Raw genomic sequence first — 25,962 nt, 5'->3', positions numbered from 1 at the left:
AAGGTAGCCATGACGCTCAGTGTCGAGCATGACCTCCCCGCCACCCCGGCGGAGACGCCTGCGATCGCACCCCGGCGCCCCTCGCGTCTCGTCCGGAGTCTGCGCCGCTACTGGCAGCTGTACCTGCTGCTCCTGATCCCCATCATCTGGTTCATCGTCTTCCGCTACATCCCGATGGCGAACGCCGTGATCGCGTTCAAGAACTACAACCCGATCGACGGCGTGTGGGGCAGCCCCTGGGTCGGCCTCGACAACTTCGCGAACCTCTTCCGCAACCCGGTGTTCCCGCGGCTCGTCGGCAACACGTTCCTCCTGGCCGGCTACACGCTGATCGCGAGCTTCCCGCTGCCGATCATCCTCGCGCTGGCCCTCAACGAGGTGCGACTGCGCTTCTTCACCCGCACGGTGCAGCTCGTCACCTACGCGCCGTACTTCATCTCGACCGTCGTGGTCGTCTCGATGACGATCCTGCTGCTCTCCCCGAGAGTCGGGCTCCTCGGCAGGACGTTCAGCTTCTTCGGCGCCGGACAGGTCGATCTCCTCGCCGATGCCGACTTCTTCCGCCACATCTACGTCGCGACCGACATCTGGACCACGACCGGATACTCGGCGGTCATCTACCTCGCCGCCCTCGCCTCGGTCGACACGTCGCTCTACGAGGCGGCCAAGATCGACGGCGCGACCCGCCTCCAGAAGATCTGGAACGTCGACATCCCCGCCCTGCTGCCGACCGCGACCATCATCCTCATCCTGGGTGTCGGCAACATCATGGCGATCGGATTCGAGAAGGCGTTCCTTCTGCAGAACGCGCTCAACCTGTCGACCTCGGAGATCATCCCGACGTACGTCTACAAGACCGGCATCCTGAACGCGAACTTCAGTCTGGGAGCGACCATCGGTCTCTTCAACGCCCTGATCAGCCTCGTGCTGCTGGTGGTCGTGAACGGCGTCTCCAAGCGAGTGACGGGGAACGGACTGTGGTGACCACGATCAACACCGAGGCCCTCCTCACCGAGGAGATCGTCGTCGCGAAGAACAAGAAGCCCCGTCGGCGGCGCGACCCCAGGATGCGCGGTGTGAAGGTCAAGGAGACCAGGGCCGATCGCGTCTTCATCGTCGCGGCCTACATCCTGCTCTCCGTATTCCTTCTGGTGGTGCTGCTGCCCCTGCTCAACATCCTCGCCAGCTCGCTGTCGAGCCCGCAGGCCGTGTCGTCCGGGCGCGTGCTGTTCTGGCCCGTCGAGTTCACCTTCCGCGGATACGAGGAGGCGCTCGGCAACCCGGCGATCCTGCGCGGTTTCGGCAACTCGATCTTCTACACCGTCGCCGGCACCGCCATCAGCGTGCTCGGCACGGTCGCGATCGCCTATCCGCTGTCGCGGATGCAGCTCGTGGGACGCAAGGTCATCACCGGCGGCGTCGTCTTCACGATGCTGTTCAGCGGCGGCGTGATCCCGATGTACCTCGTGGTGCAGTCGCTCGGCCTGCTCGACACGCGCTGGTCGATGCTGCTGCCGAATGCGATCGGCGTCTGGCAGGTGATCATCGCGATCGTCTACTTCCGCTCCGCCGTTCCCGACGAGGTGTACGAGGCGGCGCAGCTCGACGGCGCGAGCGAACTCCGCATCCTGTGGACAGTCGTGCTTCCGCTGGCCAAGCCGTTGATCGCGGTGATCGCCCTGATGTACGCGATCATGCAGTGGAACTCGTACTTCGACGCCCTGCTCTACCTGCGCGACGCCGACCTGCAACCGCTGCAGCTCGTGCTGCGCGGCCTGCTCATCCTGAACGACTCCGGCGGCGGCGGCGACGTTGCCGAGCAGCTGCGACGCCGCGAGCTCGCCGATCTGCTCCGCTACTCGACGGTCGTGATCGCGACCATACCGATGCTCGTCGCCTACCCGTTCGTGGCGAAGCACTTCAACAAGGGCATCATGGTCGGCGCCGTCAAGGGCTGACCCCCACAGACCCACCACATCACCCATTAACCGGGCAAAGGAGATTCCGGCAATGAGACACAGCATCATCAGAGGGGTGGCCGCCGCAGGCGTGCTGGCCCTAGCGACGGCGGCGCTGGCCGCCTGCACGTCGCCGAGTGACGACGACAACGGCCAGCTGGTCGCGTTCGGCCCCCAGGGCGACAACGGCTCGCTCGAGGACAACGCGTTCACCCAGCTGGTCGAGAAGAAGTTCGACATCGACTTCGACTGGCAGACCACGACCTACGACGGCAGCGTCGCGGGCGAGAAGCGGCAGGTCTCGCTCGCGAGCGGCGACTACCCCGACGCGTACTTCCTCGTGCCGTGGGTCGACGCCTTCTCGCGCAGCGAGGTGCTCAAGTACGGGCAGCAGGGAGTGCTGGTCCCGCTCGAGGACCTGATCGACGAGTACGCCCCCAACCTCAAAGAGCGCTTCGAGGAGAAGCCCGACTGGAAGCAGTCGGTCACCGCGCCCGACGGGCACATCTACGCGATCACGCAGTTCACCGAGTGCTTCCACTGCAGCTACCCTTCGAAGCTGTGGATGAACACCACCTGGCTCGACAAGCTCGGCCTGGAGCAGCCGACGACCACCGAAGAGCTCCGAGAGGTGCTGCGGGCGTTCAAGAACGACGACCCCAACGGCAACGGCAAGGCCGACGAGGTCGCGCTCAGCGCATCGGCATCCGAGCCCGTCATCAACTACTTCATGAATGCGTTCGCCTACGCACCGTACGGCAGCCCCTCGAGTCCGCCGCCGATGGTGATGGACGGCGGCAAGGTCGAGCTCTCGGCGACGTCGGACGGCTGGCGAGCGGGTCTGCAGTACATCGCATCGCTCGCCGAGGAGGGCTTGATCGACACGGCATCCTTCACGCAGAACGGTGAAGCGCTGCGCGCCCTCGGCGACAACGCGGAAGCCGAGATCCTCGGCGCGGCAGCAGTGCTGCACCCGTACGAGATCGTCACGGCCGACTCTCCCGACGGACGAGACAAGCACTACGACGCGGTGGCTCCGGTGAAGGGCCCGGACGGCACGCAGTTCGCCACCTTCCGCTCGCAGGTCAGCCCGCTGGGCATGTTCGCCCTCACGAACAAGTCGACCGAGGACGAGCGCGTCAAGGCGATCAAGCTCATCGACTACCTGGTGACCGACGAGGGCGACCGGCTCGGCGCGATGGGACCGGAGGGCGAGGCCTGGGTTCCGGCCGAGGACGGCGACCTCGCCCTTGACCCCGAGCTCGAGCCGACGTTCAAGCCGCTCACCTATGACGAGACGTCCAACGCCTCATGGCGCTCGATGGGCCAGTACTGGGACTCGCTCGAGTACCGCAACTCGCAGGTCGTGCCGGAGGACGTCTACTCCCCCGACGGCTACGAGCGCCGTCTGCTCGAGGCGACGCAGCTGTACGAGCCGTTCGCGCCCGACGAGGACCTGCTGTTCCCCGACAACAAGCTGTGGCCCGACCCCGACACCTCGGCGGAGATCGCCGAGCTGCAGACGAACATCGCGACCTACATCACGCAGGCGCAGGCGGAGTTCGCCACCGGTCAGCGCGACATCGACGACGACGGCGCCTGGCAGGCGTACATCGACGACCTGAACGGTCTCGGCGTCGAGCGCTACCTCGAGCTGCAGCAGAAGCTGTACGACGCGCTCTGATCACGAGAGCGGTGACTGCCCGGCGGGATGACCCCGCCGGGCAGTTCTGTGTCCGGGACGGATGCCGGGACTTCGGTCCCCGGACGCTGCGGATGCTGCGCGTCAGAGCACGAGGGACTGGATCGCGGCCGCGGCAGCGCCGCGGGCCCAGTCCTCGAAGGTGTGCGGGCGCACCACGATGCGGCAGCGCGCGGCCGCCCCGAACGCGTGCGCATCGAAGGCGCTGCGCAGGGTGGCGTCGTACAGGTCGAAGTTGGACACTCCCTCGCCGCCGATGATGACCAGTTCCGGTCCGGTCAGGTTCACGAGCGTCGCGATCGCGGTTCCGATGATCGCGGAGGCCTCCTGGAAGGCGGCCTCGGCAGCCCGATCGCCGCTGTGCGCGAGCTTGACCGCCTCGTCGATCGCGATGGGACGACCGTGCGCGGCCGACACCGCGGCTTCGATGGCCGCGGTCGAGGCGACGGCCTCGACGCAGCCCTGCCGGCCGCACGGGCAGATCCGCTGCGGGTCGGCGAGGGGCAGGTGCCCGATCTCGCCGGCGACGCCGTACGCTCCGGTCACGACCTGGCCGTTCAGGTGCAGGCCGCTGCCGATGCCGCGGCCGATCGTGACGATCGCGAACGAGGCCGTGCCGAGGCCGACGCCGAACCAGTGCTCGCCGACCGTCAGCGCGTGCACGTCGTTCTCGAGGGTGACCGGCCGACCGAGACGCTCCTGCAGCCGCGCGCCGAACGGCTCGTCGCGCCAGCCCATGATCGCCGATTCGCGCACGACTCCCGCCTGAGTGTCGACATCGCCCGAGACCGAGACGCCGAGACCGGCGATCGCGGCGGAGCGCTCGCCGAGCGCGGCCTCGAGCACGCCGACGACCTCGACGATCGCCTCGAGGACGGCATCCGGATCGTGGTGCGGGACCAGTCGGCGCTCGACCGCGAGCACGGCGGTGCCGAGGTCGGTGGCGACGGCGATGATCTCGTCGACGTTCACCTTCACGCCCAGCATGATCATCGCCTCGGGCACGATCGAGACCGGGGCGACCGGGCGTCCGGGGTTGCCGTCGCGGTGCGCGGCCGGGGGCGCGTCGACGAGGCCGGCGGCGACGAGCGGCGAGACCGCCTTCGTCACGGCGGCCTGCGAGAGTCCGGTCTGTCGCGCGATGTCGATGCGGCTGATGGGACTGCGCGTCAGGATCGTCGCGAACACCTTCGACCCGGCATCCGAGGCGGAGCGGATCAGGGAGGTGCGTGCGGCGGTGTCGTGGTCCATCGAATTCCTCAGTCGTTATCGGCTACGGTAGCGAATCCTCAGCCCCGCCGTGCGGAGGTTGAGGCACCGGAAGCCAGGTTCGTCGCCGCGAACTCCAGCGCGTTCTCCTCATCGAGGTCGCCGCCGGCCTCGTGGCCGTTGTACGGCCAGAGCACGATCTGCTTCTCGCCGGCGTACGCGGTGAAGGCGGGAAGGACGGATGCCGGCGGCGTGATGCCGTCACGCAGGCCGGTGCTGAGGATGGCCGGGGCGGTCGCGCGCTTGGCGTGGTTGACCCCGTCGAAGTAGCGCAGCGTGTCGAGGGCGGCGGCCGTGTCGAGCCGGCGATCGGCGAAGTACTGGGTCAGGAGCGCGTACGGCTCCTCGCTGCTCAGGTCCGCAGCGCGGTTCAGTTCGCAGAGGAAGGGCGCCTGGATGATCGCCACCGCGAGATCCGGCACCAGACCCGCGATCGCGAGCGCGATACCGCCGCCCTGGCTCGCTCCGACGACGCCGACGCGCGACGCGTCGACGGCCTCCAGCGAGCGCAGCGCCTCGACCGCGCGCACGGCGTCGGCGTACACCCGCCGGTAGTAGTACTCACGCGGCGAGCGCAGCCCCCGGGTGAGGAACCCGCCGGCAGACGGCCCGCCCTCGGGGTGGTCGTCCTCGGTGTCTCCGTGCCCCTGGCCACGCGCGTCCACCACGAGATGGGCGTATCCGGCGGCGGCCCAGCGCAGGTCGCGCAGTGCGTGACCTCGTCCGTTGCCGTAGCCGAAGAGCTGCACGAGTCCCGGCAGGGGTTCCGTCGCACCGTGGGGCAAGCGGAGCCAGGCGCGGATGCGCGTCCCGCCGAATCCGCGGAACGTCACCTCGAACACGTCGATCACCGTCAGCCGGGTCTCGCGCGGCTCGATCGTGACGTCGAGCGGAAAGCGCCTGGTCTCGGCGAGCGTCTCGGCCCAGAAGTCATCGAAGTCGCTCGGCTCGGTCTGGGTCGTCGGCATGTCGACGGTCGTCGTCTCACCGCGCATCGGCGGATCCTCCCACCACGGCGCCGGCGAGGTCGCCCACGGGCACGTCGAACACCCCGCCCGCAGCGATGGTCACCGATACTCGGACGCCGTCGTGCTCGATCACCACGTCGCGGTCTTCGTCGAGCCGGTTGCGCAGCTGCGCCTCGCTCAGGCGCCCGTCGCTCCACGCCAGGTCGACCTCGAGGCCGGTGCGCGCCCGGATGCCCTGCACGTCGCCCTCGCGCCACTCCGACGGGAGCGCTGGCAGCAGCCGCACGACGCCGCCATGGCTCTGCACCAGCAGCTCGGTGATCGACGCCGGGAACCCGAGGTTCGCATCGATCTGGAACGGCGGATGCGTGCTGAACAGGTTCGGCAGCAGCCCGCCCCACTCCGAACCGTCGACCGGGCCGTGCCGCATGGCATCGCCGTCGAACGCCGTGAGTGCCTCGTCCAGCAGCGACGCGGCGGTCTCGCCGTCGCGCATCCGTGCGCGCAGCGCGATCTTCCACGCCCAGGACCAGCCCATGGCGCCGGGACCGCGGGCGTCGAGCAGGCGGATGCCGGCGTCGAAGAGCTCGGGCGTGCGCTCGCGCGTGGTCACATCGAGCGGGTGGATGCCGATCAGCGGCGTCATGTGGCGGTGGAGCGGTTCGACCTCGACGACATCCTCCGACCATTCGCCGATCCGGCCGTCGGCGCGGACGATCACCGGGTCGAGGTGCGCGAGCGCCTCGTCGAGCTCGGCGCGCAGCGCGTCGTCGTCGATCTGCAGCACGTCGATCGCCGTCCGCGCACGTTCGAAAAGGCTCTGCAGGAGCAGGAGATCGGATGCCGACGTGAGACCGACCGCGGTCCCCTCGCCGTCGGGGGCGAAGAAGGAGTTCTCCGGAGAGGTCGACGGCGACGTGCGCAGTCGCCCCTCGGCATCCGGCACGAGCCAGTCGAGACCGAACTCGGCGGCACCGCGCAGCAGCGGCCAGATGCGGGTGCGCAGCAGTTCGCGGTCGCCGCCGAACTCGTACGCGTCCCACAGGCTGTGCGTGAGCCAGACGCCACCCATCATCCAGATCGCCCAGCTCGGTGCACCGTGGCCCCCGCCGACCGGCAGAGCCCAGCCCCACAGGTCGGAGTTGTGATGCCCGACCCATCCGCGGGCGCCGTACAGGCCGCGGGCGACGTCGGCGCCGTTGCGAGCGAGCTTCTCGACCATGCCGAGCAGCGGCTCGAACGCGTCGTCCATGCCGAGCACGGGAGCGGCCCAGTAGTTCATCTCGGTGTTGATGTTGATCGTGTAGTTCGAGGACCAGGCGGGCTGGAGCTCGTCGTTCCAGATGCCCTGCAGGTTCGCCGCCGGGGCGCCGCTCCGCGAGCAGGAGGCGAGCAGGTAGGCGCCGAACTCCGCGATCACGGTGGCCTTGAGCGGCAGGTCTGGTCCGTGCAGGATGTCGCGGTCGACGTCCCACGTGCCTTCCCGCCGGCCGCCGATCGCGAACCTCGCCGGAGTCGCGCGCCGTCGATCGGCGACGTGCTCCTCGAACAGCGTCGATGCGCCGCGGTGGACCGCGGCATCCGCCTGTTCCGTGGCGTGGTTCCGGATCGTCTCACGCGAGACGGTCCGCCCCTCCTCGTCTTTGCCGGCCCACCACGACGCGGCGCGGGACGATGTGGAGAGGGCGATCAGCAGCCGACGGGCTCCACGGAGGGTGACGCCCTCGGGCGTCCGCTCCGCGAGTCCATCGGTGCTCCAGGCGACGGCGACGGCCGCGAAGGCGTCGAACGCCTCGGAGTCGTCGGCGGCGTAGGTCAGTGGCGGGTCGACCGCCGTCTCATGCAGCGGGGCGCCGTCGATCGGCGCCACGATGTCGAGCGTGATCCCGCTCAGGTCCGGAAGAACCGCCGAGCCTGCGTCACGCAGGGCCGTGCGCAGGGAGACGGATGCCGTGAACGCGGCATCCGCGGTGATCTCGACGATCAGGGCCCGAGCGGGGGCCGAGATCCAGGACCGTCGGCGCACGGTGCCGCCGGGAATCGTGAGCGTCTCGGTGATCGCGGCCTCATCGAGGTCGAGCACGCGGGCGGGCGCGAGGGCCTCGGAGCCGTCGATGTGCACGTCGAGGTCGGCGAGCGGCAGGAACTCCTGCGAGTACGGCCCTTCGAAGGCCATCAGCAGGTCCTCGGCCTCTCGGGTGCGGCCCTGGTCGAGAGCGGCGCGGATGCGGGCGAGACGCTCGGGCCCGGCGCCGGCGTCGAGCACATCGCGCAGGGCGTCGGCAGGCCCGTCGGGCGTGCCCGACCACACGGTCGCGTCGTTGAGCGCATAGCGTCCGGACGCGCCGCCGAACAGCATCGCGCCGATACGGCCGTTGCCCAGCGGCGTGGCCTCGTTCCAGTTCGATGCGGGGAGATTCCACGCCAGGCGCAGCGTTCCTGCGGGACGAAAACGGGACTCGGGAGTGGGGAGCGGCATGGTCTTCCTTGACGAGATGGCTGCTTGCAATACGAGCCTAATCGTGATTAATTACCGACGTCAAGTAATTTGCGGCGGCTCCGATGCTGGACGGAGTAGCCGCTGCCGAACCTTCTGGGGGCTGCGCGAAGACGCGCGGGGTTCACCGTCGAACCGCCATGAGAGGAAAGACATGATCCACAACGATCGCCCGACCACGAGGCTGCGATGGCCGGCCGTTCTGGCCGCCGCCACCCTGGCGCTCGGCCTGGGCACGGCCTCGGCTCAGGCCGCCGAAACACCGGCGGCATCCGCACCGTCCGCGGCATCCGCCGCCACGACGGTCGCCGCCACCACGTCGACCGACGAGCCACTGGGCTCGCGGCCGTACATGGGCTGGAGCAGCTACAGCATGCAGGTCTACGCCGGGAACGGCCAGGCCTGGATCAGCGCCGACCAGATCATCGCGCAGTCCGACGCCATGCACGAGAAGCTGCAGCAGCACGGGTACGAGTACATCAACATCGACGCCGGCTGGAACGGCGGTGTGGATGAGAACGGCCGCCCGGTACCGAGCACGACTCTCTATCCCGATGGTCTGCAGGCCGTCATCGACCACGTCCACGCCAACGGCCAGAAGATCGGGCTGTACTTCATCCCTGGCATCTCGGCCGAGGTGTACGAGGCGGAGCTGCCGATCGCCGGCGCCCCCGAGTGCACGACCGGCGACGTCGTGAAGCGCCCCCTCCAGCAGGCCGACTACTGGGGCATCGGGCATCGCATCGACTTCTCGACCCCTTGCGGACAGGCCTACATCGACTCGATCGCCGACATGCTCGGCGAATGGGGCATCGACTTCGTGAAGTTCGACAGCGTCACCCCGGGCTCCGGGATCGGCGACCTGTCGATCGACGCCCGTGACGACGTCGCGGCCTGGTCGCAGGCGCTCGAGCGCAACGGCATCTGGTTCGAACTCTCGTGGGCCCTCGACATCCGCTACGCCGACTACTGGAAGGAGCATGCGAACGGCTGGCGCGTCGACTGGGACGTCGAGTGCTACTGCGAGAACGACGCGCTCACCACGTGGGACAACATCTCGCGCCTGTTCCCGAAGGCCGCCGAGTGGTGGCGGCACGCCGGCCCCGGCACGGGATGGAACGACTTCGACTCGCTCAACGTCGGCAACGGCTCGATGGACGGCCTGACCAAGGACGAGCGCCGCACCGCTGCGACGTTCTGGGCCGTGGGAGCTGCGCCGATGTATGTCGGCAACGACATGACGAACCTCGACGAGTACGGACTGGAGCTGCTGACCAACGACGAGGTCATCGCGGTGAACCAGGCGGGGCGTCCCGCACACCCGGTCTCGACGGCGACGCAGCGACAGACCTGGTACGCGGTGAATTCCGACGGATCGGTGACCGTGGCCGTGTTCAACCTCGGTCGCACCGACGCAGACATCACGATCCCGTTCGCCGACATCGGCATCGACGGCTCTGCGAAGATCCGCGATCTGTGGCGCAAGAAGAACCTCGGCAGCGCAACCGGCGAGTTCGTCGCCGAGGACGTGCCGATCCACGGCACGCGCCTGTTCACCTTCACGCCCGCGAAGAAGAGCACGATCACCCTCAACGACGACGACGCGCGGCTGCTCTACGACGGCGATTGGGGCCGCAACGGCGGCTATGAGGTCCCGGCACGTTCGCAGGCGCTGACGGTGTCGGTCTTCGACTCCGCGCAGGGCGGCGAGGCACCCGAGACCGGCGCATCGAACGTGGTCAGCGTCAACAACGACGGCCCGGGCATCGTGTACGGCGGCACCTGGAGCCGAAGCGCCGGTCGGGGCATGGGCGACTACCAGGACGACGTGCAGTACAGCGAGGCCGACGGATCGTCGTTCGAGTACTCCTTCGTCGGCACCGGCATCGACTGGGTGACCGAGACTCACTCCTCGCAGGGTGAGGCGGATGTCTATCTCGACGGCCAGCTCGTCGACACGGTCGACACGTTCCTGGCCGAAGGTCGCGGCGTGCAGCAGGTCGTCTACAGCGTGCGCGATCTGCCGAACGGCAGTCACACTCTCCGGGTGGTGAAGAAGTCCGGACAGTTCATGCTTCTCGACAAGCTCGACGTCATCCAGGAGGGCGTGCTCGACGTCGACCACGTGGCGTTCGACCGCGCGGAGCCGGCGGATGCCGTGGTGACACTTGGGCGCGACCCGGGCGAGCTGCTCGGTGTGTTCCGAGACGGCACCGCCCTCGTGGCCGGAGCCGACTACACGGTCGACGGCCGCGAGGTGGCCATCGGTGCCGCACTGATGGGTTCGTTCGCCGACGGCGACACGGCGTTGGAGTTCCGCTTCCGCGGCGATCTCCGCGACGACGTGCACTGGTCGAGCGTCGACGGCGCGTCCGTCTCGCTCGGCTTCACCGGTTCGAAGGTCACGCTCACGGGTGCGATCGGACCCGACCAGGGCACCGCCGAGGTCTACATCGACGGCGAGCTGGTCGACACGATCGATCTGCACGGCGATGCGCGGCTCACCCGTCAGGAGCTGTTCACGAGCGGCGACCTGCGCAAGGGCGAGCACACGATCAAGATCGTCAAGACGTCGGGTGACGTCCTGACGATCGACGGACTGTCGTACGTGACCCGCTGAGAGAACGACGGCCGACAGGAGAATGCCGGGGTGGACAGGGTCTCCCCCGCCCACCCCGGCACTCAGGTCGCCGTGATCACTTCTTGAAGGCGTCCTTGATGTTCTCGCCGGCCTGCTTGACGTCGGACTTGGCCTGGTCGGCCTTGCCCTCGGCGACGAGCTTGTCGTTGTCGGTCGCGTTGCCGATCGCTTCCTTCGCCTTGCCGGCGATGTCCTGAGCGGCATTCTTGATCTTGTCATCGAGTCCCATGGGGGGCTCCTTTCCTTGTGGTGATCATGACGTCGGGATGATCCCCCGACGCCTTATCGGCGTGCCGCGCAGCGACCGGCGATAAGTCTGGGTGGAGGCGACTCAGGAAAGCCGACGCTGATCGTGCGCGAGACGCGCGCGGAGACCGGTGTGGATCGAGACGTAGGTCTCCGGCTCGCGTCCGGTCAGGGCGGCGAGGTTGGTGAGCAGACGATCGAGGTGATCGACGACCTCGCGGGGATCCGTGTTCTGCCGCGGCGTGACGGCCACGTGCAGCACGGGCCGGCTCTTGATGTCATTGGCCGTGACGCTGGACGACAGGATCTCGTCGCGTGACGCCAGCGAGTTCTTCACGGCATCCGATACGAACGACTCGGTGACCGTGACCCGACCGAGCGGATTCTGCGCACCCGACGAGCGGAAGACGGTCTTCGAGCGGCGACCCGCGATGCTCGTGAGCGCGAGGATCAGCAGCACGACGACGACGAGGACCGCGGCGACCGCGACCCACGAGAGGGAGCCGCCCGCGATGACGGGTGCCGCGATCGCCTGGTCGAGCCAGGAGCGCGCGTCCTCTCCGGCGGCCGTCCAGACGTCGGCCGCGGTGGGCCAGCTCATGATCGCGATGCCGACCGCCCCGAGCGCGAGGAAAAGCAGTCCGATGATCAGCAGCAGCGTGCGGTTGAGTGCACGATTCGTGGTGTTCACAGCGAGTCCTCCTTCTCGTCCGGACGCTCGATGCGGATCCGCGTGCGAACGTTCCTGGTCAGCCGGTATGTCTGCAGCTCCGCCTCGGCGGCCGACTGCACGGCGCTCTTCTCGAGCGGGACGCCGGCGCCGGGGCGCACGGTCACGTTGACGCTGCGGTGGCCGACGCCGACGGTGATGTTCTCGCGAGCGAGGCCCGTCTCCTCCGACAGGTGCTGAGCCAGGGCGCTCGCGATGACGCCGTTATCGACGACGACCGCGCGGTCGCCCGCGTCGATGGTGTGCTTCGACAGACGCCCGGGGGCGACGGCGAGCCACACGAAGACCACGCCGATGAGGGCGAGGATCACACTGCCCGCGATCACCAGTCCGGCGGGCTGAGCGGTCGGAAGCCCGACCAGCCATCCGCCCGCGGCGGCGGGACCGAGGAGGAGCGCGGGCTGGGCAGCGAGGCTCAGCGCGATCTCCAGCCCGATGTACGCGAGGGCCAGGATCAGCAGGATGACGGCGACGAACGTCGCGACGGTGCGCGGCGAGTGCGTCTCGCGTCGGACGACGCGGCGCAGGACCGGGGTGCTCATCGCACTCGTCTCCTTTCGGGGATGGCGGCACCGGTGATGGTGAGGGTGATGCGCGTCACCTCACGGCCGAGGATGCCCGAGAGCCGCTCCTGCAGCTGCTCCTGGAGATGACGTGCCCGGTCGAGCACGGGCATCCCTTCGGCGATCGCGGCGGTGTCGTCGAGATCGGGCACGGGGAGCGGCGTCGCGATGCGGACGGCGATCCCCGCGGGGTGTTCGGCGACATCGACCTTCACGTCACCGCGGGGCACGCCGATGAGGGTCGCGGACGCCTGCTCGGTGACCGTGCGGTACGCGCGCTCTCTCACGTCGATGCGGCCTCGGACGGCTCCCCCTCCGGCGGCGACCCCCGCGGGACCGCCACCGGGGGCGAGGTGCTGGTCGACGCGCATCAGGAGGTGCGCCGCCCTGTGAAGGCGTCCGCGAGTCCGCGGACGTCGATCTTGCCGGAGGCGATCCGGCCGACGATCGCACCGATGCCGGCGAACAGGGCCATGAGGAGGAATCCCCAGAACCCGAACAGCAGCGCCGCGAGAGCGAGGAGAGCGCCGATCAGGGCGCCGGTGACGGTGGGACTCATGAGACTCGCGACTCCTCGTTCTCCTGGTTGTCGGTTCCGGGCACGTGCACGTCGTTGACCTCGACGTTGACCTCGACGACCTCGAGGCCGACGAGGCGGCTGATGGCGCCGGCGACGGCCGACCGCACGTTGCTCGCGACCTCCTGGATCGGGGCGGGGTACTCGACGACGATGGTCAGGTCTGCGGCGGCCTGTGTCTCGCCGACCTCGACCTTGACGCCCTGGGCGAGGTCGGTCGCGTTGATCACGTCGCGGATCGCACCGAAGGCGCGCGCTCCGCCGCCACCGAGCGCGAACACGCCGGGGACCTCACGAGCGGCGATACCGGCGACCTTGGCGACCACGCCGTCGGCGATGACCGTCTTTCCTGCGGCATCCGCGTCGGCGGGGATCCGGGACGTCGAGAAGCTCGAGGACCGATCCACGCGTGAGGCGGAGGTGGCGGGCTTCTCGGCGGGGGCGGCGGTGTTCTGGTCCTGGTTTGCCATGACGGGTCCTGTCTCGATCTGAGGGCCGGCCACCGGCCCCTGGGGGGCTTCGACCGGGAGCGATTTCCTCGCTCACAGGTAAGACGGGAGGTCCCGCCGATTCGTCACGAATCACTCCGACGACGTCGGGGAAACCGGCCGGCGTCAGCCGTCCAGCGGGAGCGAGCGGTCGTCGACGACCGAGCGCATCACCATTGTCGTGTTCAGCCGCTGCACCCCGGGAAGCGCGCTCAGCCGCTCGTCGTAGATCTGCTGGAAGTGGTCGAGATCCCGCGCGACGACGCGAAGGAGATAGTCCGGCTCTCCGAACAGCCTGTCGGCATCGAGGATGTACGGGATCGCCGCAACGGCTTCTTCGAACGTGGCGATGATGTCTCGGGTGGACTCCCGCATGGTGACGAACACGAGCGACTGGAAGCCGAAACCGACCGACGCCGGGTCCACGTCGGCACGGTAGCCGACGATCACGCCGTCGCGCTCGAGTTCGCGCAGCCGACGATGACAGGGAGACATCGTCAGCTGCACGCGCTCGGCGAGTTCGGTGAGGGTCTGCCGGCCGTCACGCTGGAGTTCGGAAAGAATCTTCCTGTCGATGGCATCCATACGATGATCCTTCCACGATAAGCCCCCGCAGGGAAGGAATTTGAAAGCACCTTCGCCCTCATCGCCAATAGCCTTTCCCCATGAGTTTCGCCGCACTGCTGGCCTTCTGGGGCGTCTCCGCACTCTTCGTCATCACCCCCGGAGCGGACTGGGCCTACGCCATCACCGCGGGGCTGAACCGCCGGGTGCTGCCCGCCGTCGTCGGACTGCTCACCGGCCACCTCGTCGCCACCCTGATCGTGGCCGCCGGTGTCGGCGCGATCGTGATGAGCATTCCGGGCGCCCTGACCGTGCTCACGATCGTCGGCTCCCTCTATCTCATCTGGCTCGGCATCAGCACCCTGCGGCATCCCTCCGTCGTGCGTCCCAGCGACGATGCGGCATCCGGCTCGGCCTGGCGCTGGTGGCTCAAGGGCTTCGGTGTGAGCGGGTTGAACCCGAAGGTGTTCCTGCTCTTCCTGGCGGTGCTCCCGCCGTTCACCGACGCCGATGCTCCCTGGCCCCTGGCGGTGCAGATCACCGTCCTCGGGTTAGTCCACATCGTGAGCTGCGCGGCGATGTACCTGGCGGTCGGGTACGGTGCGAATCGGATACTTCACTCCCGGCCCACCGCAGCGCGTGTCGTCAGTCGGGTGTCCGGCGTCGCCATGATAGCCATCGGTCTGTTCCTCGTCATCGAGAGGCTCCTCCACCCATGACCTCCGTCGAAACCCCCCTCGTGACTCCGGCCTACTTCGAGCCGATCGATCCGATCACCTTCCGCGCGACCTCCGGGGTGCAGGGCGCATGGAACACCGCGGAGCAGCACATCGCTCCCGCACTGGGGCTGCTCACCCATGTCCTCGAGACCGACCACCGCGCGCGTCATGGCTCCCCCCTCTCGCTCGCTCGCATCTCCTTCGACATCCTCGGCACGCTGGCCATCGACGCGGTCGAGACGCGGACGCACGTCATCCGTCGCGGGCGCACGATCGAACTGTCCGAGGCGGTGCTCAGCCAGGACGGCCGCGCGGCCGTCATCGCCCGCGGCTGGTTCCTCGCGGACTCCGACACCGAGGACGTGTCGGCATCCGCCCTGTCGCCGATCCCCTCCCGCGCGGACATGGCGCCGTGGGATGCGTCCGAGATCTGGCCGGGAGAGTATGTCACGACCGTCGACGTCCGGCGGGATGAGGAACGGCCGGGGCGCGCCCGATTCTGGATGCGGCCGAAGATCTCCCTGATCGCCGGCACGGCGGTCAGCACCACCGCGCGGATGCTGGGACTGGTCGACATCGCGAACGGCGTCACCCCGCTGATCGCACCGACCGTGATGGCGTTCCCGAACGTCGACCTCACCGCTCATCTGTTCCGCGCCCCGGTGAGCGACTGGATCGGCTTCGACACCACCGTCAGCTTCGGGCCCCGCGGTCACGGTCTCACGCATACCGTGCTGCACGACGACGTCGGGCCGATCGGCACGGTCCAGCAGTCGCTCACGCTGCGCGTGAATTCCCTCTGAACCTTTCGCCCACCCGTATCGTCTCTTCCTCGGAGGGTGCGTTTCCGCGCACCGGAGACGGGGGATGACATGGGGAAGCGGACGGTCGCGATGACTCGCAGAACCGCGGAAAGACGGCTCGAGGTGCGCGCGCACCGATGAACGACTTCCCAGCACCGACGGATGCCGATCGGCTGCTGCGAACCGCTCACGACCGTTATTCCGGAATGCTACGCGGCTTCGTGATCTCGCTCCCCTACGACGCCGCCCTCGCCGACGACGTCGTTCAGGAGACTCTCCTGCGCGCGTGGCAGAACCCCGAGATCCTGACCAGGCCCGAGCCCGTGATCCGGGCATGGCTGTGCAGGGTCGCGCGCAATCTCGTCACCGACGATCTGCGCAGCGCCCGCCGGCGGCGCGAGGTCGTGGTGGAAGCCCTCCCCGAGGGCGCGCACGACGACGACACCGACCGCCTCTTCGAGCGCTGGGTCATCGCCGAGGCCCTGTCGACCCTTCCCGCCGACCACCAGGCCGTCATCAGCGGCGCCTATCACGGAGGCAAGAGCGTCGCCCAGCTCGCTGACGACTTCGGCATCCCCGCCGGAACCGTGAAGTCACGTCTGCACTACGGCATGCGGGCGCTCCGCCTCGCCCTGCAGGAGAGAGGCGTCGTGTCATGACCGACGATGAGTACACCGAGTGGGATGCCGCGTACGTGCTCGGAGCGTTGAGCGTGACCGAGCGCCGGCAGTTCGAACGACACGTCTCCGGATGCCGTTCGTGCCGGCAGTCGGTGAGCGAACTCGCTCCCCTGCCCGCGCTGCTCGCCGCCGCCCCCGCGCCGGCCGTCCGAGCGGCGGCGCCCGCGGATGCCGCGGCATCCGATCTCCCCTCGTTCGCCGCGCTGGCCGATCGCGTACGCGACGGGAGGCGGAAGAGCCGGATGCTGCTCGCCGCGGCCGCCGTCGGACTGATCCTCCTCGGCGGAGCGGCCGGCTACGGCGTCACCCTGGGCCTCCGCACTCCCGCGGTCGTCGCGGCCGGAGAATCCGTGCGCCTCGACCCGGTCGGGAACAGCGGCGTGCGCGCCGACCTGTCGCTCACGGGGGAACCGTGGGGCACGCGACTCGACTGGTCGTGCTCCTACCCGCCCGGCATCGCGCCCGACCACGACTACGACGACGCCGACCGGGACTACGAGCTCGCGGTCGTCGACGCCACCGGCATCCGCACCGTCGTCGCGACCTGGAAGAGCGACGGCGGGCCCCGCACGACCGGGCTCTCCGCGGCGACCTCGACCCCGCTCGACGAGATCTCCCGGATCGAGCTGTCGGCAGCATCCGGCATCCTGCTCGCCGTCGCCCCGCGCTGACCCACGACCACAACGCCATCACCACCGGAGGAAGAACATGTCCACTCGCTCTGAGGTCGCCCACGCCGCCCCTGCACGATCCGCCCTCGACGCCCCTTCGGCACGCGTCTTCGGCGGCCTCACCCGGATCACGCTCGGATTCGTCTACCTGTGGGCGTTCATCGACAAGCTCTTCGGCCTCGGTGTCGCCACGCCGCCGGAGGGATCCGTGCTGGCGGGGCAATCGCCGAGCGCCGGATACCTGGGCCACACCGAGGGTGCACTCGCGGGTGTCTTCCGTTCCATGGCCGGCAACCCGGTCGTCGATGTGCTGTTCATGCTCGGCCTCGGCGCCGTGGGCGTCGCGCTCGTCGCCGGCGTGTGCCTGCGTCTCGCCGCCGTCGGCGGCACGCTCGTGATGGGCGGCATCTACCTCAGCGCGCTGCCCCTCTCGAACAACCCGATCGTCGACGAGCACCTCGTGTACATCCTCGTCGGCTGGCTCCTCGCCGCGATCGGCGCCGGATCGATGATCGGTCTCGGTGCCTGGTGGCAGTCGCAGCCGCTCGTGCGGGGCCGCCGCTGGCTGTCCTGACGTCCCATCCGTCGAGCGCTCGGCGACGAACAAGAGGCATGCGCCGTCTCCGATCGCTCGCATCCGTCGTCGCCCTCGCCCTGGGCCTCTCGGCCTGCAGCACCGTGCCCGTGCCGACACCCGATGCCTCGCCGACCTCCGGGAGCGGACCGCTCGTCGCCTTCTACGGAGACTCGTACACACTGGGCACGGGCGCGAGCGATCCGTCGCTGCGCTGGTCGACGATCATCAGCGCCGACCGCGGATGGAGCGAGTTCAACCCGAGCGTCAACGGGCTCGGCTTCGTCAACCACCGCCTGGACTTCGACGAGGACGACCTCCCCGAACTCGTCATCGAAGCGCAGCCCGACATCGTGTTCGTCACGATGGGCCTGAACGACACCTTCAGCTTCGACCGGCGCGCCGACCTGATCCGCGACACCATCACCGCCGACCTCACCCGCATCCGCGATGCTCTGCCGGAGGCGCGGATCGTGGTCGTCGAGCCGTTCTGGTACACCGAGGAGCGCCCCGAGTCCCTCGAGACCATCATCGGCTGGGTCGAGGCAGCGGCCGCAGCCATCGACGCCGACCGGATCCCGGGCGCGAGCCACTGGCTCGACGGACACCACGCCGGGTCCGAGGACAGCTGGATGGCGTCCGACGGGCTGCATCCGTCCGACGTCGGGTACGCCCACCTGGCCGAGCAGATGGATGCCGCCCTGGAGAAGCTCGATCCGCCGCTCTGATCAGAGAGCGGTCGCCGCCACCACCTCGTTCACGGTGCGCAGCACCGGGGACGACCCCAGCGCCTCCGCATCGAGCGGCTTCGGCGAGGTGATGGCGATCCGGATCGGCTCTCCGGGGATCACGTCGATGTCGGCGTCGTCGGTCCACGCCTCGGCCACCAGCCGATCGGGGAACAGACAGAGACCGCGGACGAACTCCCCCGCCGCGATGTCGACCGTCTGCTGACCGTCACGCCATTCTCCGACCTCGACGCGAAGGACCGCGTCCTGCAGCGCGAGCTCCTTGTCCTCGACGAACACGTGGCTCGTCGCCCGCGCACCCGAGACCTCGACACGCACGACCTCGCGTCGCGGGTCGTCGGGCGTGGCCACATCGGCATCGAGCGGCTCCCCCACGCTGTCCAGCGCGGGAACCGTGAGCGAGACCGCCTGCTCGGCGAGCACGGTGCCGTCGAACGCGAGGCGACGGATGCTGCCCGCCACCGTCCAGTCCTCGATCGAGTCGTTGACCGCGACGAGCATCAGGGTCCCGTCGGGCATCGGCTGCACGGTGACGATGCGCTCGGCGTTCGACCGGCGCAGGCCGTGCCAGAGCGGCTTGCGGCGCCCGTCGCCGTCGACCGCGGCCCAGGACGTCACGGGCCAGCAGTCGTTGAGCTGCCAGACGATCGTGCCCATGCAGTGCGGACGCTGCGAGCGGTAGCGCTCGATCGCGAAGACGATGGCGCGCGTCTGGTTCAGCTGCGTGAGGTAGTGCCAGTCCTCCATCGACTGCGGCTCGGGCAGGTGCGGCTCCATGCCGCGGGCGAGCTTCTCGTTGCCGTCCGCAGCCTTCTGGTGCAGCAGCATCCCCGGCGATTCCGGCGTGAGGGGCTGGTCGTGAATCGAGCGCGTGAGCGTCGACCACGTCGGCGGCCCCTGGAAGCCGAACTCCGAGACGAAGCGCGGCTCGTAGTCGGCGTAGGTCGTGTAGTCGACGCGGTTCCAGACGTCCCAGATGTGCACGTTGCCGCGGTCGAAGTCGTTGGGGTGGAACTCCATGGAGCCCGAGAACGGACTGCCCGGCCAGTACGGCGTGGTCGGGGCGAGCTCGGCGACGATCGGCGGAAGCAGCTCGGTGTAGTAGCCGAGGCCCCAGGTGCGGTCGCCGACATCCTCCTGCCAGTTCCAGTCGAACCAGCCCCAGATGTTCTCGTTGCAGCCGTTCCAGAGCACGAGGCTCGGGTGGGTCGAGAGCCGCAGCACGTTGTCGCGCGCTTCGGCGATGACCTCGCTGCGGATCGGCTCCTCCTCGGGGTACGCGGCGCACGCGAAGAGGAAGTCCTGCCAGGTCAGCACGCCGAGCTCGTCGCAGATGTCGTAGAACTCGTCACGCTCGTAGATGCCGCCGCCCCAGACGCGCAGCAGGTTGAGATTGGCGCCGACGGCCTGCTCGATGCGGGCGCGGTAGCGCTCCTCGGTCAGACGCGAGGGGAAGCAGTCGTCGGGGATCCAGTTGGCGCCGCGGATGAACAGCGGGATGCCGTTGATGATGAAGGTGAACTTGGAGCCCGACTCGTCGTCCGACGTGTCGAGCTCGACGGTGCGGAAGCCGACCCGGCGGGTCCAGGAGTCACGGGCGGTCTCGCCGTCGTGCAGCGACACCTCGAGCTCGTACAACGGCTGCTCGCCCATGCCGCGCGGCCACCAGACGGCGGCATCCGGCACGCGCACCTCGGCGTCGACGGATTCACCGCTGACGGGCACCTCGACCTGCTGACCGCCGATCGAGACCGTGATCACGCGACCCGTGGCGTCGGCATCCGTCGTCGCGAGCAGCGCTGTGACCCGCACCACCCCGGTGTCACCCTCGAGTGTCAGGGCGGGACGCACCTCGGCGAGCCGCGCGCCCGACCACGACTCGAGCCGCGCGTCCTTCCAGATGCCGGCCGTGACGAGTTGGGGTCCCCAGTCCCACCCGAAGTTCGCGGCCATCTTGCGGATGAACCCGAACGGCGTCGGGTACGCATTCGGCAGGTCGCCGAGCTCGGCGATCACGCCCTCCGCATACTCCCACGCGGAATCGAAGACGACTTCGAGCTCGTTCGCGCCCGCGTGCAGTCGATCAGTGACGTCGAAGCGGTAGGTGCGGTGCTGGTTGAACGTGCGCCCGACCTCTTCGCCGTTCAGCGTCACGGTCGCGACGGTGTCGAGGCCGTCGAAGACCAGCTCGGTGCGCTCCTCACCGGCATCCGCCCACTCGATGGTCGTGCGGTACGCCCAGCGCGTGTGACCGATCCACTCGTCCTTCAGCTCGTTCAGGTCGAGGTACGGATCGTCGATCAGCCCGGCCGCGAGGAGGTCGGTGTGCACGGTTCCGGGGACGGTCGCGGGGATCGAATCCGGCAGCGCTGCCGCGGGGGTGCCGGCATCCGGGGCGACGGCGCGGAGCGTCCATCCGTGAGTGAGGGAGGAGACCAGAGGCACGACGGACCTGCTTTCTGTGGGGGATGCCGTCATTCTTCCAGGTGCGTCCCGCGAGGGAGTGTCGTGCACCTCGTCGGTGACGTCGACGACCTCACAGAGCACGATCGGTCCGGCAGGTGGTCGACTCCGAGGCCTCGACCGGGGAATACCCTGAGTGCGATTGTGTTGGATACCCTAGGGGGGTATTCTTCCGGCACGAACGAATACGTCGACGAACAGCCGGGCCTGACCCACCGTCCGTCCCAGCCCGGCTCGACCCGGGCGCATCCGAGCAGGGGTTTCCGATGAGCCAGCACGATGAGCACATCCATCACACGACACACGAAGATCACCGCACCGCTCCGACGGCGCATCATGACCACGCGGCGGTGAGCCACGACAACGGCGACGCTCGTCACGATCACGCCGGCCACGGCGATCACGAGGGCCACGGTGGCCACGGTGGCCACGGTGAACACGTGGGCCGGTTCCGGCGGTTGTTCTGGATCATGCTGGTCATCGCGGTACCCGTTGTCGGGTTCTCGACGATGTTCTCGATGCTGCTCGGGTACACCTTGCCGGAGGCCGCGTGGATCGGCTGGGTGTCCCCGGTTCTCGGGACCGTCATGTACGTGTGGGGCGGGGCCCCGTTCCTCACCGGCGCGGTGAGTGAGCTTCGGGCGCGCAAGCCCGGAATGATGTTGCTGATCACCCTCGCGATCACGGTCGCGTTCCTCGCGTCCTGGGGCGCGAGCCTCGGGGTGCTCCATCATGAGCTGGACTTCTGGTGGGAGCTGGCGCTGCTGATCGTGATCATGCTGCTCGGTCACTGGATCGAGATGCGCTCCCTCGCCCAGACGACCTCAGCGTTGGATTCCCTGGCTGCGTTGCTGCCCGACGAGGCCGAGAGGATCGAGGGGGACACGACCGTCACGGTAACCCCATCTGATCTGCAGGTGGGTGACGTGGTGGTGGTACGCCCCGGTGGGCGGGTGCCTGCGGATGGGCGGATTGTGCAGGGATCGGCCAGCATGGACGAGTCGATGATCACCGGAGAGTCCCGGCCCGTGCGCCGGAGTGACGGCGACCCGGTCATCGCCGGGACCGTCGCGACCGACTCGGGCGTGCGGGTCGAGATCACCGCGATCGGTGAGGACACCGCACTCGCGGGGATCCGGAAGCTGGTGACCGAGGCGCAGAGCTCGTCTTCGCGCGCGCAGCGCCTCGCGGACAAGGCCGCGGGGTGGTTGTTCTGGTTCGCGCTCGGCGCTGCCGCGATCACCGCGATCGTCTGGACGGTCGTCGGGCTGCCCGACGCCGCGGTGATCCGCACGATCACCGTGCTGGTGATCGCCTGCCCGCACGCTCTCGGCCTGGCGATCCCGCTCGTCGTGTCGATCGCGACAGAGCGTGCCGCCCGTGGTGGCGTGCTGATCAAGGACCGCCTCGCGTTGGAGAGCATGCGCACCGTCGATACCGTCCTGTTCGACAAGACCGGCACCCTCACCAAGGGCACCCCTGCCGTGACGGCGATCAGCCCCGCCTCCGGGACCGATTCCGACCAGCTGCTGGCCTGGGCCGCGGCCGCGGAAGCCGACTCCGAGCACCCGCTCGCTCGCGCGATCGTGAGCGCGGCGAAGGAGAGGTCTCTCGCTCTCGCTGCCTCGTCCGACTTCGAATCCTCCCCGGCTGTGGGGGTCCGTGCACGGGTGGATGGACGCGTCGTGCAGGTCGGTGGCCCCTCCATGCTCGAACAGGAGCACGCCTCCGAGCTCGCGGTTGCCGATGAGTGGCGTGGTCAGGGTGCGATCATCCTCCACGTGCTCGTCGACGGTCAGGTCGCGGGCGCGCTGCGCTTGGCGGATGAGATCCGTTCCGAGTCGCGTCACGCGGTCGAAGCCCTCCATGAACGCCGCATGCAGGTGGTCATGATCACCGGTGACGCCGACGCGGTAGCCGCCTCCGTCGCGGGCGCGCTCGGCATCGACCGATACTTCGCCGGGGTGCGACCGGAGGACAAGGTATCGAAGGTGAGGGAGCTTCAGGGCGAGGGTCGCAAGGTCGCGATGGTCGGAGACGGTGTCAACGACGCCCCTGCGCTCGCGCAGGCCGACGTCGGTATCGCGATCGGGGCGGGAACGGATGTCGCGATCGCCTCCGCGGGCGTCATCCTCGCCAGCGACGACCCCCGATCGGTGCTGTCGGTGATCGAACTGTCACGGGCCAGCTACCGGAAGATGAAGCAGAACCTCTGGTGGGCCGCCGGCTACAACCTGCTCTCCGTCCCGCTCGCGGCCGGAGCGCTCGCCCCCATCGGGTTCGTACTGCCGATGTCTGTGGGCGCGGTGCTGATGTCGCTGTCGACCATCGTCGTCGCGCTCAACGCGCAGCTGCTGCGCCGCCTGGATCTTCGCCCGGACGCCATCGCGGGCAGGTAGCAGAAGACCTGTCAGACGCGAGACGTAGGCTGAGACGAACGGGAGGTGGGCATGTCTCTGATCGACGCAGGGCAACGAGTGCGGGGACAGCGCACGCTGACACACACCGTCCTCGCCGTCCTCGCGGTCGCCGTGGGGATCATCGCCGGACTGCTGGCGATGCACTCCTTCAACTCGCACGCGACGACTGTCGGCCACCACGACACCGTCGCCGTCAGCACCGATGCGGGAGTGTCCGAACGTCACCACGACACGTCCACAGCCGCCCAGCTGCCGGGCTCGCCGACATCGGATGCGGGATGCGCGACGTGTGAGAGCGGGGACTCGATGACCTGGATGGCGTGCGTGCTCGCACTCCTGGTCGCCACCATCCTTCTCGGACGGAGCGGGCTCGGCTGGCGGCACACTCCGTTGGTCGCGATTCTCGCGTCCGTGACGACACGCTGGCCCGCCCGCGCTCACGCCCTCCCGCCAGCGCCCTCTCTCACCGTTCTCTGCATCAGTCGCACGTGATGACGCCTTGCTCCGCTCTCGCGGGCAACGCACTCCCTGGCACCGGCACCAGCCGGGCCTCATCACCGACCCTTGGAGAACACTCATGAACACCCGACACACGGCGATCGCCGCACTCACCCTCACGGCCCTCCTCGCCCTCACCGGTTGCGCCGGCACCGCCGGCTCCGGCGACGGCATGCCGGGCATGGACCACGGCAGCAACCCCTCTGCATCCGCAGACGCAGCCGACGCGAACGACGCCGACATCATGTTCGCCAGCATGATGAAGGAGCACCACGCTCAGGCCATCGAGATGTCCGACATCCTTCTCAGCAAGGACGGCGTCGACGACCGCGTCCTCTCCCTCGCCGAAGAGATCAAGGCCGCTCAGGAGCCTGAGATCCGCAAGATGGACCAGTGGCTCGACGACTGGGGCGCCGACGTGGACAACATGGGCGGCATGGATCATGGCAACGGCATGATGTCGGACGAGGACATGCAGGCCCTCGAGCATGCGACGGGCGCTGAGGCCGGCCGCCTGTTCCTCGAGCAGATGATTCAGCACCACGAAGGTGCTGTCGACATGGCGCAGGACGAAGTCGACAACGGTCAGAACAGTGACGCCGTCGCACTCGCCGAGACGATCATCGAGTCGCAGACCACGGAGATCACGACGATGAAGGAGATCCTCGCCACTCTGTGATCCAGGAGGTGGGGTGCGGGACCCCCGCACCCCACCTCCTCGGCCTGTTGCGCGACACGACCTGCCATCGGCCTGAAGACGCCTTCGAGTCCGAGCTACGCCCGGTCCCACTCCGGCAACGGGTACTCGCTGACGGGCGGCGGCGTGGCCAGCACTGCGGCCAGCAGCCCCAGCACGAGGACCGCACTCAGCCCGACGACGACCCACACCGTGGCACGCCGGGCGCGCGTCGGGCGGTCGCCACCCAGCCCCACAAGCGCGGCGGACAGCAGGAGAACGAGCCACACCAGGAGCGAGACGACGCCCATCCCGATACCGATCGACCGCTCGGCGTCGTCCGCATCGGAGTACTCGATGACCGAGAGGCCTGGACCTGCCAAGGTGAGGCCGGAGAGCCCGAGCATGAAATCGCCGAAGAGTCCGACAAGCGTCGCTGCGATCGCGAGAAGGACACTGCCGACGATCCGCACGGCCGCTGCTACTCCGCGATCAGGCCGGCTTCGCGGCCAGCGGCTCGAGGCGGGCGATCTCTTCGTCGGTGAGCGGGGCGCCGTCGAGCGCGCGGAGTGAGTCCTCCAGCTGGCGGACACTCGAGGCCCCGATGAGGGCGCTCGTCACAGCCGGGTCGCGCAGCACCCACTGGATCGCGAGCTGGGCGAGCGTCTGACCGCGCGAGACGGCGATCTCGTTCAGGGCCCTCGCCCGATCGAGGTACGCCTCCGAGATGTTCGACTCGGTCATCCATCGTCCGGTCGCCGCGCGCGAGTCGCTCGGGATGCCCTTCAGGTAGCGATCCGTGAGCAGCCCCTGATCCAGCGGCGAGAACGCGATCGCGCCGGAACCCAGCTCGGTCAGGGTGTCGAGCAGACCCAGCTCCTCGATGCGGCGGTCGAACATGTTGTACCGCGGCTGGTGGATCGTCAGCGGCACACCTTCGGTGCGAAGTGCTGCGGCAGCCGCTCTGGTCTCCTCCGGCGTGTAGTAGTTCGAGATGCCGGCGTACAGCGCCTTGCCCTGGCGAACAGCCGTGGCGAGCGCGCCCATGGTCTCCTCGATCGGCGTCTCGGGATCGGGCCGGTGGGAGTAGTAGATGTCGACGTAGTCGAGACCGAGTCGCTGCAGGGACTGATCGAGTGACGCGACCATGGTCTTGCGCGAGCCCCACTCGCCGAACGGCCCGTCCCACATCTGGTAGCCGGCCTTCGTCGAGATGATGAGCTCATCGCGGTAGGGCCGGAAGTCGAGCTGGTGGATGCGGCCGTAGTTCTGCTCCGCGCTCCCCGCCGGCGGGCCGTAGTTGTTGGCCAGGTCGAAGTGGAACACGCCCAGATCGAAGGCGCGGCGCAGGATCGCGCGCTGCGTCTCGAACGTGCGGTCCTCGCCGAAGTTGTTCCACAGGCCCAGCGAGACGCGCGGCAGGATCAGACCGCTCCGCCCGGATCGCGCCGTCGTGATCGAGTCGTACCTGGTCGGCTCAGCGGTGTACGTCATCGTCCTGCTTTC

The 25,962-nt window shown here is 68.7% G+C and carries 26 protein-coding genes; 13 read left to right on the top strand and 13 right to left on the bottom strand.

The genetic code is table 11. From position 1 onward, the window contains the following. The first annotated feature begins 9 nt into the window (after positions 1-9). Genes DC434_RS02280 through DC434_RS02270 form a run of 3 tightly spaced genes read left to right on the top strand, consistent with a single transcriptional unit; the run spans position 10 to position 3,642 of the window. A complete protein-coding gene (locus DC434_RS02280; protein ID WP_243408761.1) occupies positions 10-984 on the top strand; it encodes an ABC transporter permease subunit in 975 nt (324 codons plus the stop codon). Next, positions 981-1,958 (top strand): carbohydrate ABC transporter permease, encoded by a 978-nt coding sequence (locus DC434_RS02275; RefSeq protein ID WP_243408760.1) that lies wholly within the window; start codon positions 981-983, stop codon positions 1,956-1,958. The genes DC434_RS02280 and DC434_RS02275 overlap by 4 nt, the downstream gene beginning before the upstream one ends. A 52-nt stretch (positions 1,959-2,010) precedes the next feature. Further along, positions 2,011-3,642: an extracellular solute-binding protein gene (locus DC434_RS02270; RefSeq protein ID WP_116633637.1), complete on the top strand. Its 1,632-nt coding sequence runs from the start codon at positions 2,011-2,013 to the stop codon at positions 3,640-3,642. Between the two features lie 102 nt (positions 3,643-3,744). Here DC434_RS02270 and DC434_RS02265 read toward each other — a convergent pair whose 3' ends face one another. The 3 genes from DC434_RS02265 to DC434_RS02255 are packed head-to-tail and all read right to left on the bottom strand — an operon-like array spanning position 3,745 to position 8,376. Further along, positions 3,745-4,911, bottom strand: coding sequence for an ROK family transcriptional regulator (locus DC434_RS02265; protein ID WP_116633636.1), 1,167 nt, complete (start codon positions 4,909-4,911; stop codon positions 3,745-3,747). A 38-nt stretch (positions 4,912-4,949) separates the two neighbouring features. Beyond that, positions 4,950-5,924 carry an acetylxylan esterase gene (locus DC434_RS02260; protein ID WP_116633635.1) on the bottom strand — a complete coding sequence of 325 codons (975 nt, stop codon included), beginning with the start codon at positions 5,922-5,924 and terminating at the stop codon, positions 4,950-4,952. Beyond that, the gene (locus tag DC434_RS02255; RefSeq protein WP_116633634.1) at positions 5,914-8,376 is read right to left on the bottom strand and encodes a glycoside hydrolase N-terminal domain-containing protein; all 2,463 of its coding nucleotides are present in this window, start codon (positions 8,374-8,376) and stop codon (positions 5,914-5,916) included. Before DC434_RS02255 ends, DC434_RS02260 begins: the two co-directional genes overlap by 11 nt. Before the next feature lie 172 nt (positions 8,377-8,548). Here DC434_RS02255 and DC434_RS02250 point away from each other — a divergent pair, with 172 nt between their 5' ends. Continuing rightward, positions 8,549-11,014, top strand: coding sequence for a X2-like carbohydrate binding domain-containing protein (locus tag DC434_RS02250; RefSeq protein WP_165807974.1), 2,466 nt, complete (start codon positions 8,549-8,551; stop codon positions 11,012-11,014). A 76-nt stretch (positions 11,015-11,090) separates the two neighbouring features. Here the strand turns inward: DC434_RS02250 and DC434_RS02245 are convergent, their stop codons facing one another. From DC434_RS02245 to DC434_RS02215, 7 genes are all read right to left on the bottom strand, one after another. Continuing rightward, entirely contained in the window at positions 11,091-11,264 is a 174-nt protein-coding gene (locus DC434_RS02245; protein ID WP_116633633.1) for a CsbD family protein, read from the bottom strand. A 102-nt stretch (positions 11,265-11,366) separates the two neighbouring features. Continuing rightward, positions 11,367-11,972 carry a hypothetical protein gene (locus DC434_RS02240; RefSeq protein ID WP_116633632.1) on the bottom strand — a complete coding sequence of 202 codons (606 nt, stop codon included), beginning with the start codon at positions 11,970-11,972 and terminating at the stop codon, positions 11,367-11,369. After that, positions 11,969-12,553, bottom strand: a complete 585-nt coding sequence (locus tag DC434_RS02235; protein WP_116633631.1) for a DUF6286 domain-containing protein — start codon at positions 12,551-12,553, stop codon at positions 11,969-11,971. Before DC434_RS02235 ends, DC434_RS02240 begins: the two co-directional genes overlap by 4 nt. Beyond that, complete coding sequence (locus DC434_RS02230) at positions 12,550-12,945, bottom strand: hypothetical protein (protein ID WP_207769872.1); 396 nt, start codon at positions 12,943-12,945, stop codon at positions 12,550-12,552. The genes DC434_RS02235 and DC434_RS02230 overlap by 4 nt, the downstream gene beginning before the upstream one ends. Then, entirely contained in the window at positions 12,945-13,133 is a 189-nt protein-coding gene (locus tag DC434_RS02225; protein ID WP_116633630.1) for a DUF2273 domain-containing protein, read from the bottom strand. Before DC434_RS02225 ends, DC434_RS02230 begins: the two co-directional genes overlap by 1 nt. Then, positions 13,130-13,621, bottom strand: coding sequence for an Asp23/Gls24 family envelope stress response protein (locus tag DC434_RS02220; protein WP_116634004.1), 492 nt, complete (start codon positions 13,619-13,621; stop codon positions 13,130-13,132). Before DC434_RS02220 ends, DC434_RS02225 begins: the two co-directional genes overlap by 4 nt. Before the next feature lie 144 nt (positions 13,622-13,765). After that, positions 13,766-14,224: an Lrp/AsnC family transcriptional regulator gene (locus DC434_RS02215; protein WP_116633629.1), complete on the bottom strand. Its 459-nt coding sequence runs from the start codon at positions 14,222-14,224 to the stop codon at positions 13,766-13,768. A gap of 80 nt (positions 14,225-14,304) precedes the next feature. Here DC434_RS02215 and DC434_RS02210 point away from each other — a divergent pair, with 80 nt between their 5' ends. From DC434_RS02210 to DC434_RS02185, 6 genes are all read left to right on the top strand, one after another. After that, the gene (locus DC434_RS02210; RefSeq protein WP_116633628.1) at positions 14,305-14,922 is read left to right on the top strand and encodes a LysE family translocator; all 618 of its coding nucleotides are present in this window, start codon (positions 14,305-14,307) and stop codon (positions 14,920-14,922) included. Further along, on the top strand, positions 14,919-15,725 hold the full coding sequence (locus tag DC434_RS02205; protein WP_116633627.1) for a thioesterase family protein: 807 nt from the start codon (positions 14,919-14,921) through the stop codon (positions 15,723-15,725). The genes DC434_RS02210 and DC434_RS02205 overlap by 4 nt, the downstream gene beginning before the upstream one ends. A gap of 137 nt (positions 15,726-15,862) precedes the next feature. Next, positions 15,863-16,384: a sigma-70 family RNA polymerase sigma factor gene (locus DC434_RS02200; RefSeq protein WP_116633626.1), complete on the top strand. Its 522-nt coding sequence runs from the start codon at positions 15,863-15,865 to the stop codon at positions 16,382-16,384. Then, entirely contained in the window at positions 16,381-17,076 is a 696-nt protein-coding gene (locus DC434_RS02195) for a zf-HC2 domain-containing protein (protein WP_116633625.1), read from the top strand. The genes DC434_RS02200 and DC434_RS02195 overlap by 4 nt, the downstream gene beginning before the upstream one ends. Positions 17,077-17,113: 37 nt before the next feature. Beyond that, complete coding sequence (locus tag DC434_RS02190; RefSeq protein ID WP_116633624.1) at positions 17,114-17,650, top strand: hypothetical protein; 537 nt, start codon at positions 17,114-17,116, stop codon at positions 17,648-17,650. 38 nt (positions 17,651-17,688) lie between these two features. Further along, complete coding sequence (locus tag DC434_RS02185; protein WP_116633623.1) at positions 17,689-18,378, top strand: SGNH/GDSL hydrolase family protein; 690 nt, start codon at positions 17,689-17,691, stop codon at positions 18,376-18,378. Here the strand turns inward: DC434_RS02185 and DC434_RS02180 are convergent, their stop codons facing one another. Continuing rightward, positions 18,379-20,844, bottom strand: coding sequence for a glycoside hydrolase family 2 protein (locus tag DC434_RS02180; protein ID WP_207769871.1), 2,466 nt, complete (start codon positions 20,842-20,844; stop codon positions 18,379-18,381). Positions 20,845-21,128: 284 nt separating this feature from the next. Between DC434_RS02180 and DC434_RS02175 the strand changes: the two genes are divergently transcribed. The 3 genes from DC434_RS02175 to DC434_RS02165 all read left to right on the top strand — a co-directional run bounded on the left by DC434_RS02175 (position 21,129) and on the right by DC434_RS02165 (position 24,459). After that, complete coding sequence (locus DC434_RS02175) at positions 21,129-23,261, top strand: heavy metal translocating P-type ATPase (RefSeq protein ID WP_165807973.1); 2,133 nt, start codon at positions 21,129-21,131, stop codon at positions 23,259-23,261. A gap of 51 nt (positions 23,262-23,312) precedes the next feature. Continuing rightward, the gene (locus DC434_RS02170; protein WP_116633621.1) at positions 23,313-23,774 is read left to right on the top strand and encodes a DUF6153 family protein; all 462 of its coding nucleotides are present in this window, start codon (positions 23,313-23,315) and stop codon (positions 23,772-23,774) included. An 85-nt stretch (positions 23,775-23,859) separates the two neighbouring features. Beyond that, positions 23,860-24,459, top strand: a complete 600-nt coding sequence (locus tag DC434_RS02165) for a DUF305 domain-containing protein (RefSeq protein WP_116633620.1) — start codon at positions 23,860-23,862, stop codon at positions 24,457-24,459. A 95-nt stretch (positions 24,460-24,554) separates the two neighbouring features. Here DC434_RS02165 and DC434_RS02160 read toward each other — a convergent pair whose 3' ends face one another. After that, positions 24,555-24,929, bottom strand: coding sequence for a hypothetical protein (locus tag DC434_RS02160; protein ID WP_116633619.1), 375 nt, complete (start codon positions 24,927-24,929; stop codon positions 24,555-24,557). Between the two features lie 19 nt (positions 24,930-24,948). Continuing rightward, positions 24,949-25,950, bottom strand: coding sequence for an aldo/keto reductase (locus DC434_RS02155; RefSeq protein ID WP_116633618.1), 1,002 nt, complete (start codon positions 25,948-25,950; stop codon positions 24,949-24,951). Positions 25,951-25,962 lie beyond the last annotated feature (12 nt).

Source organism: Microbacterium sp. TPD7012 (assembly GCF_003075395.1).
GTDB lineage: Bacteria > Actinomycetota > Actinomycetes > Actinomycetales > Microbacteriaceae > Microbacterium.
This window is presented reverse-complemented; position numbering and strand designations above follow the sequence as displayed.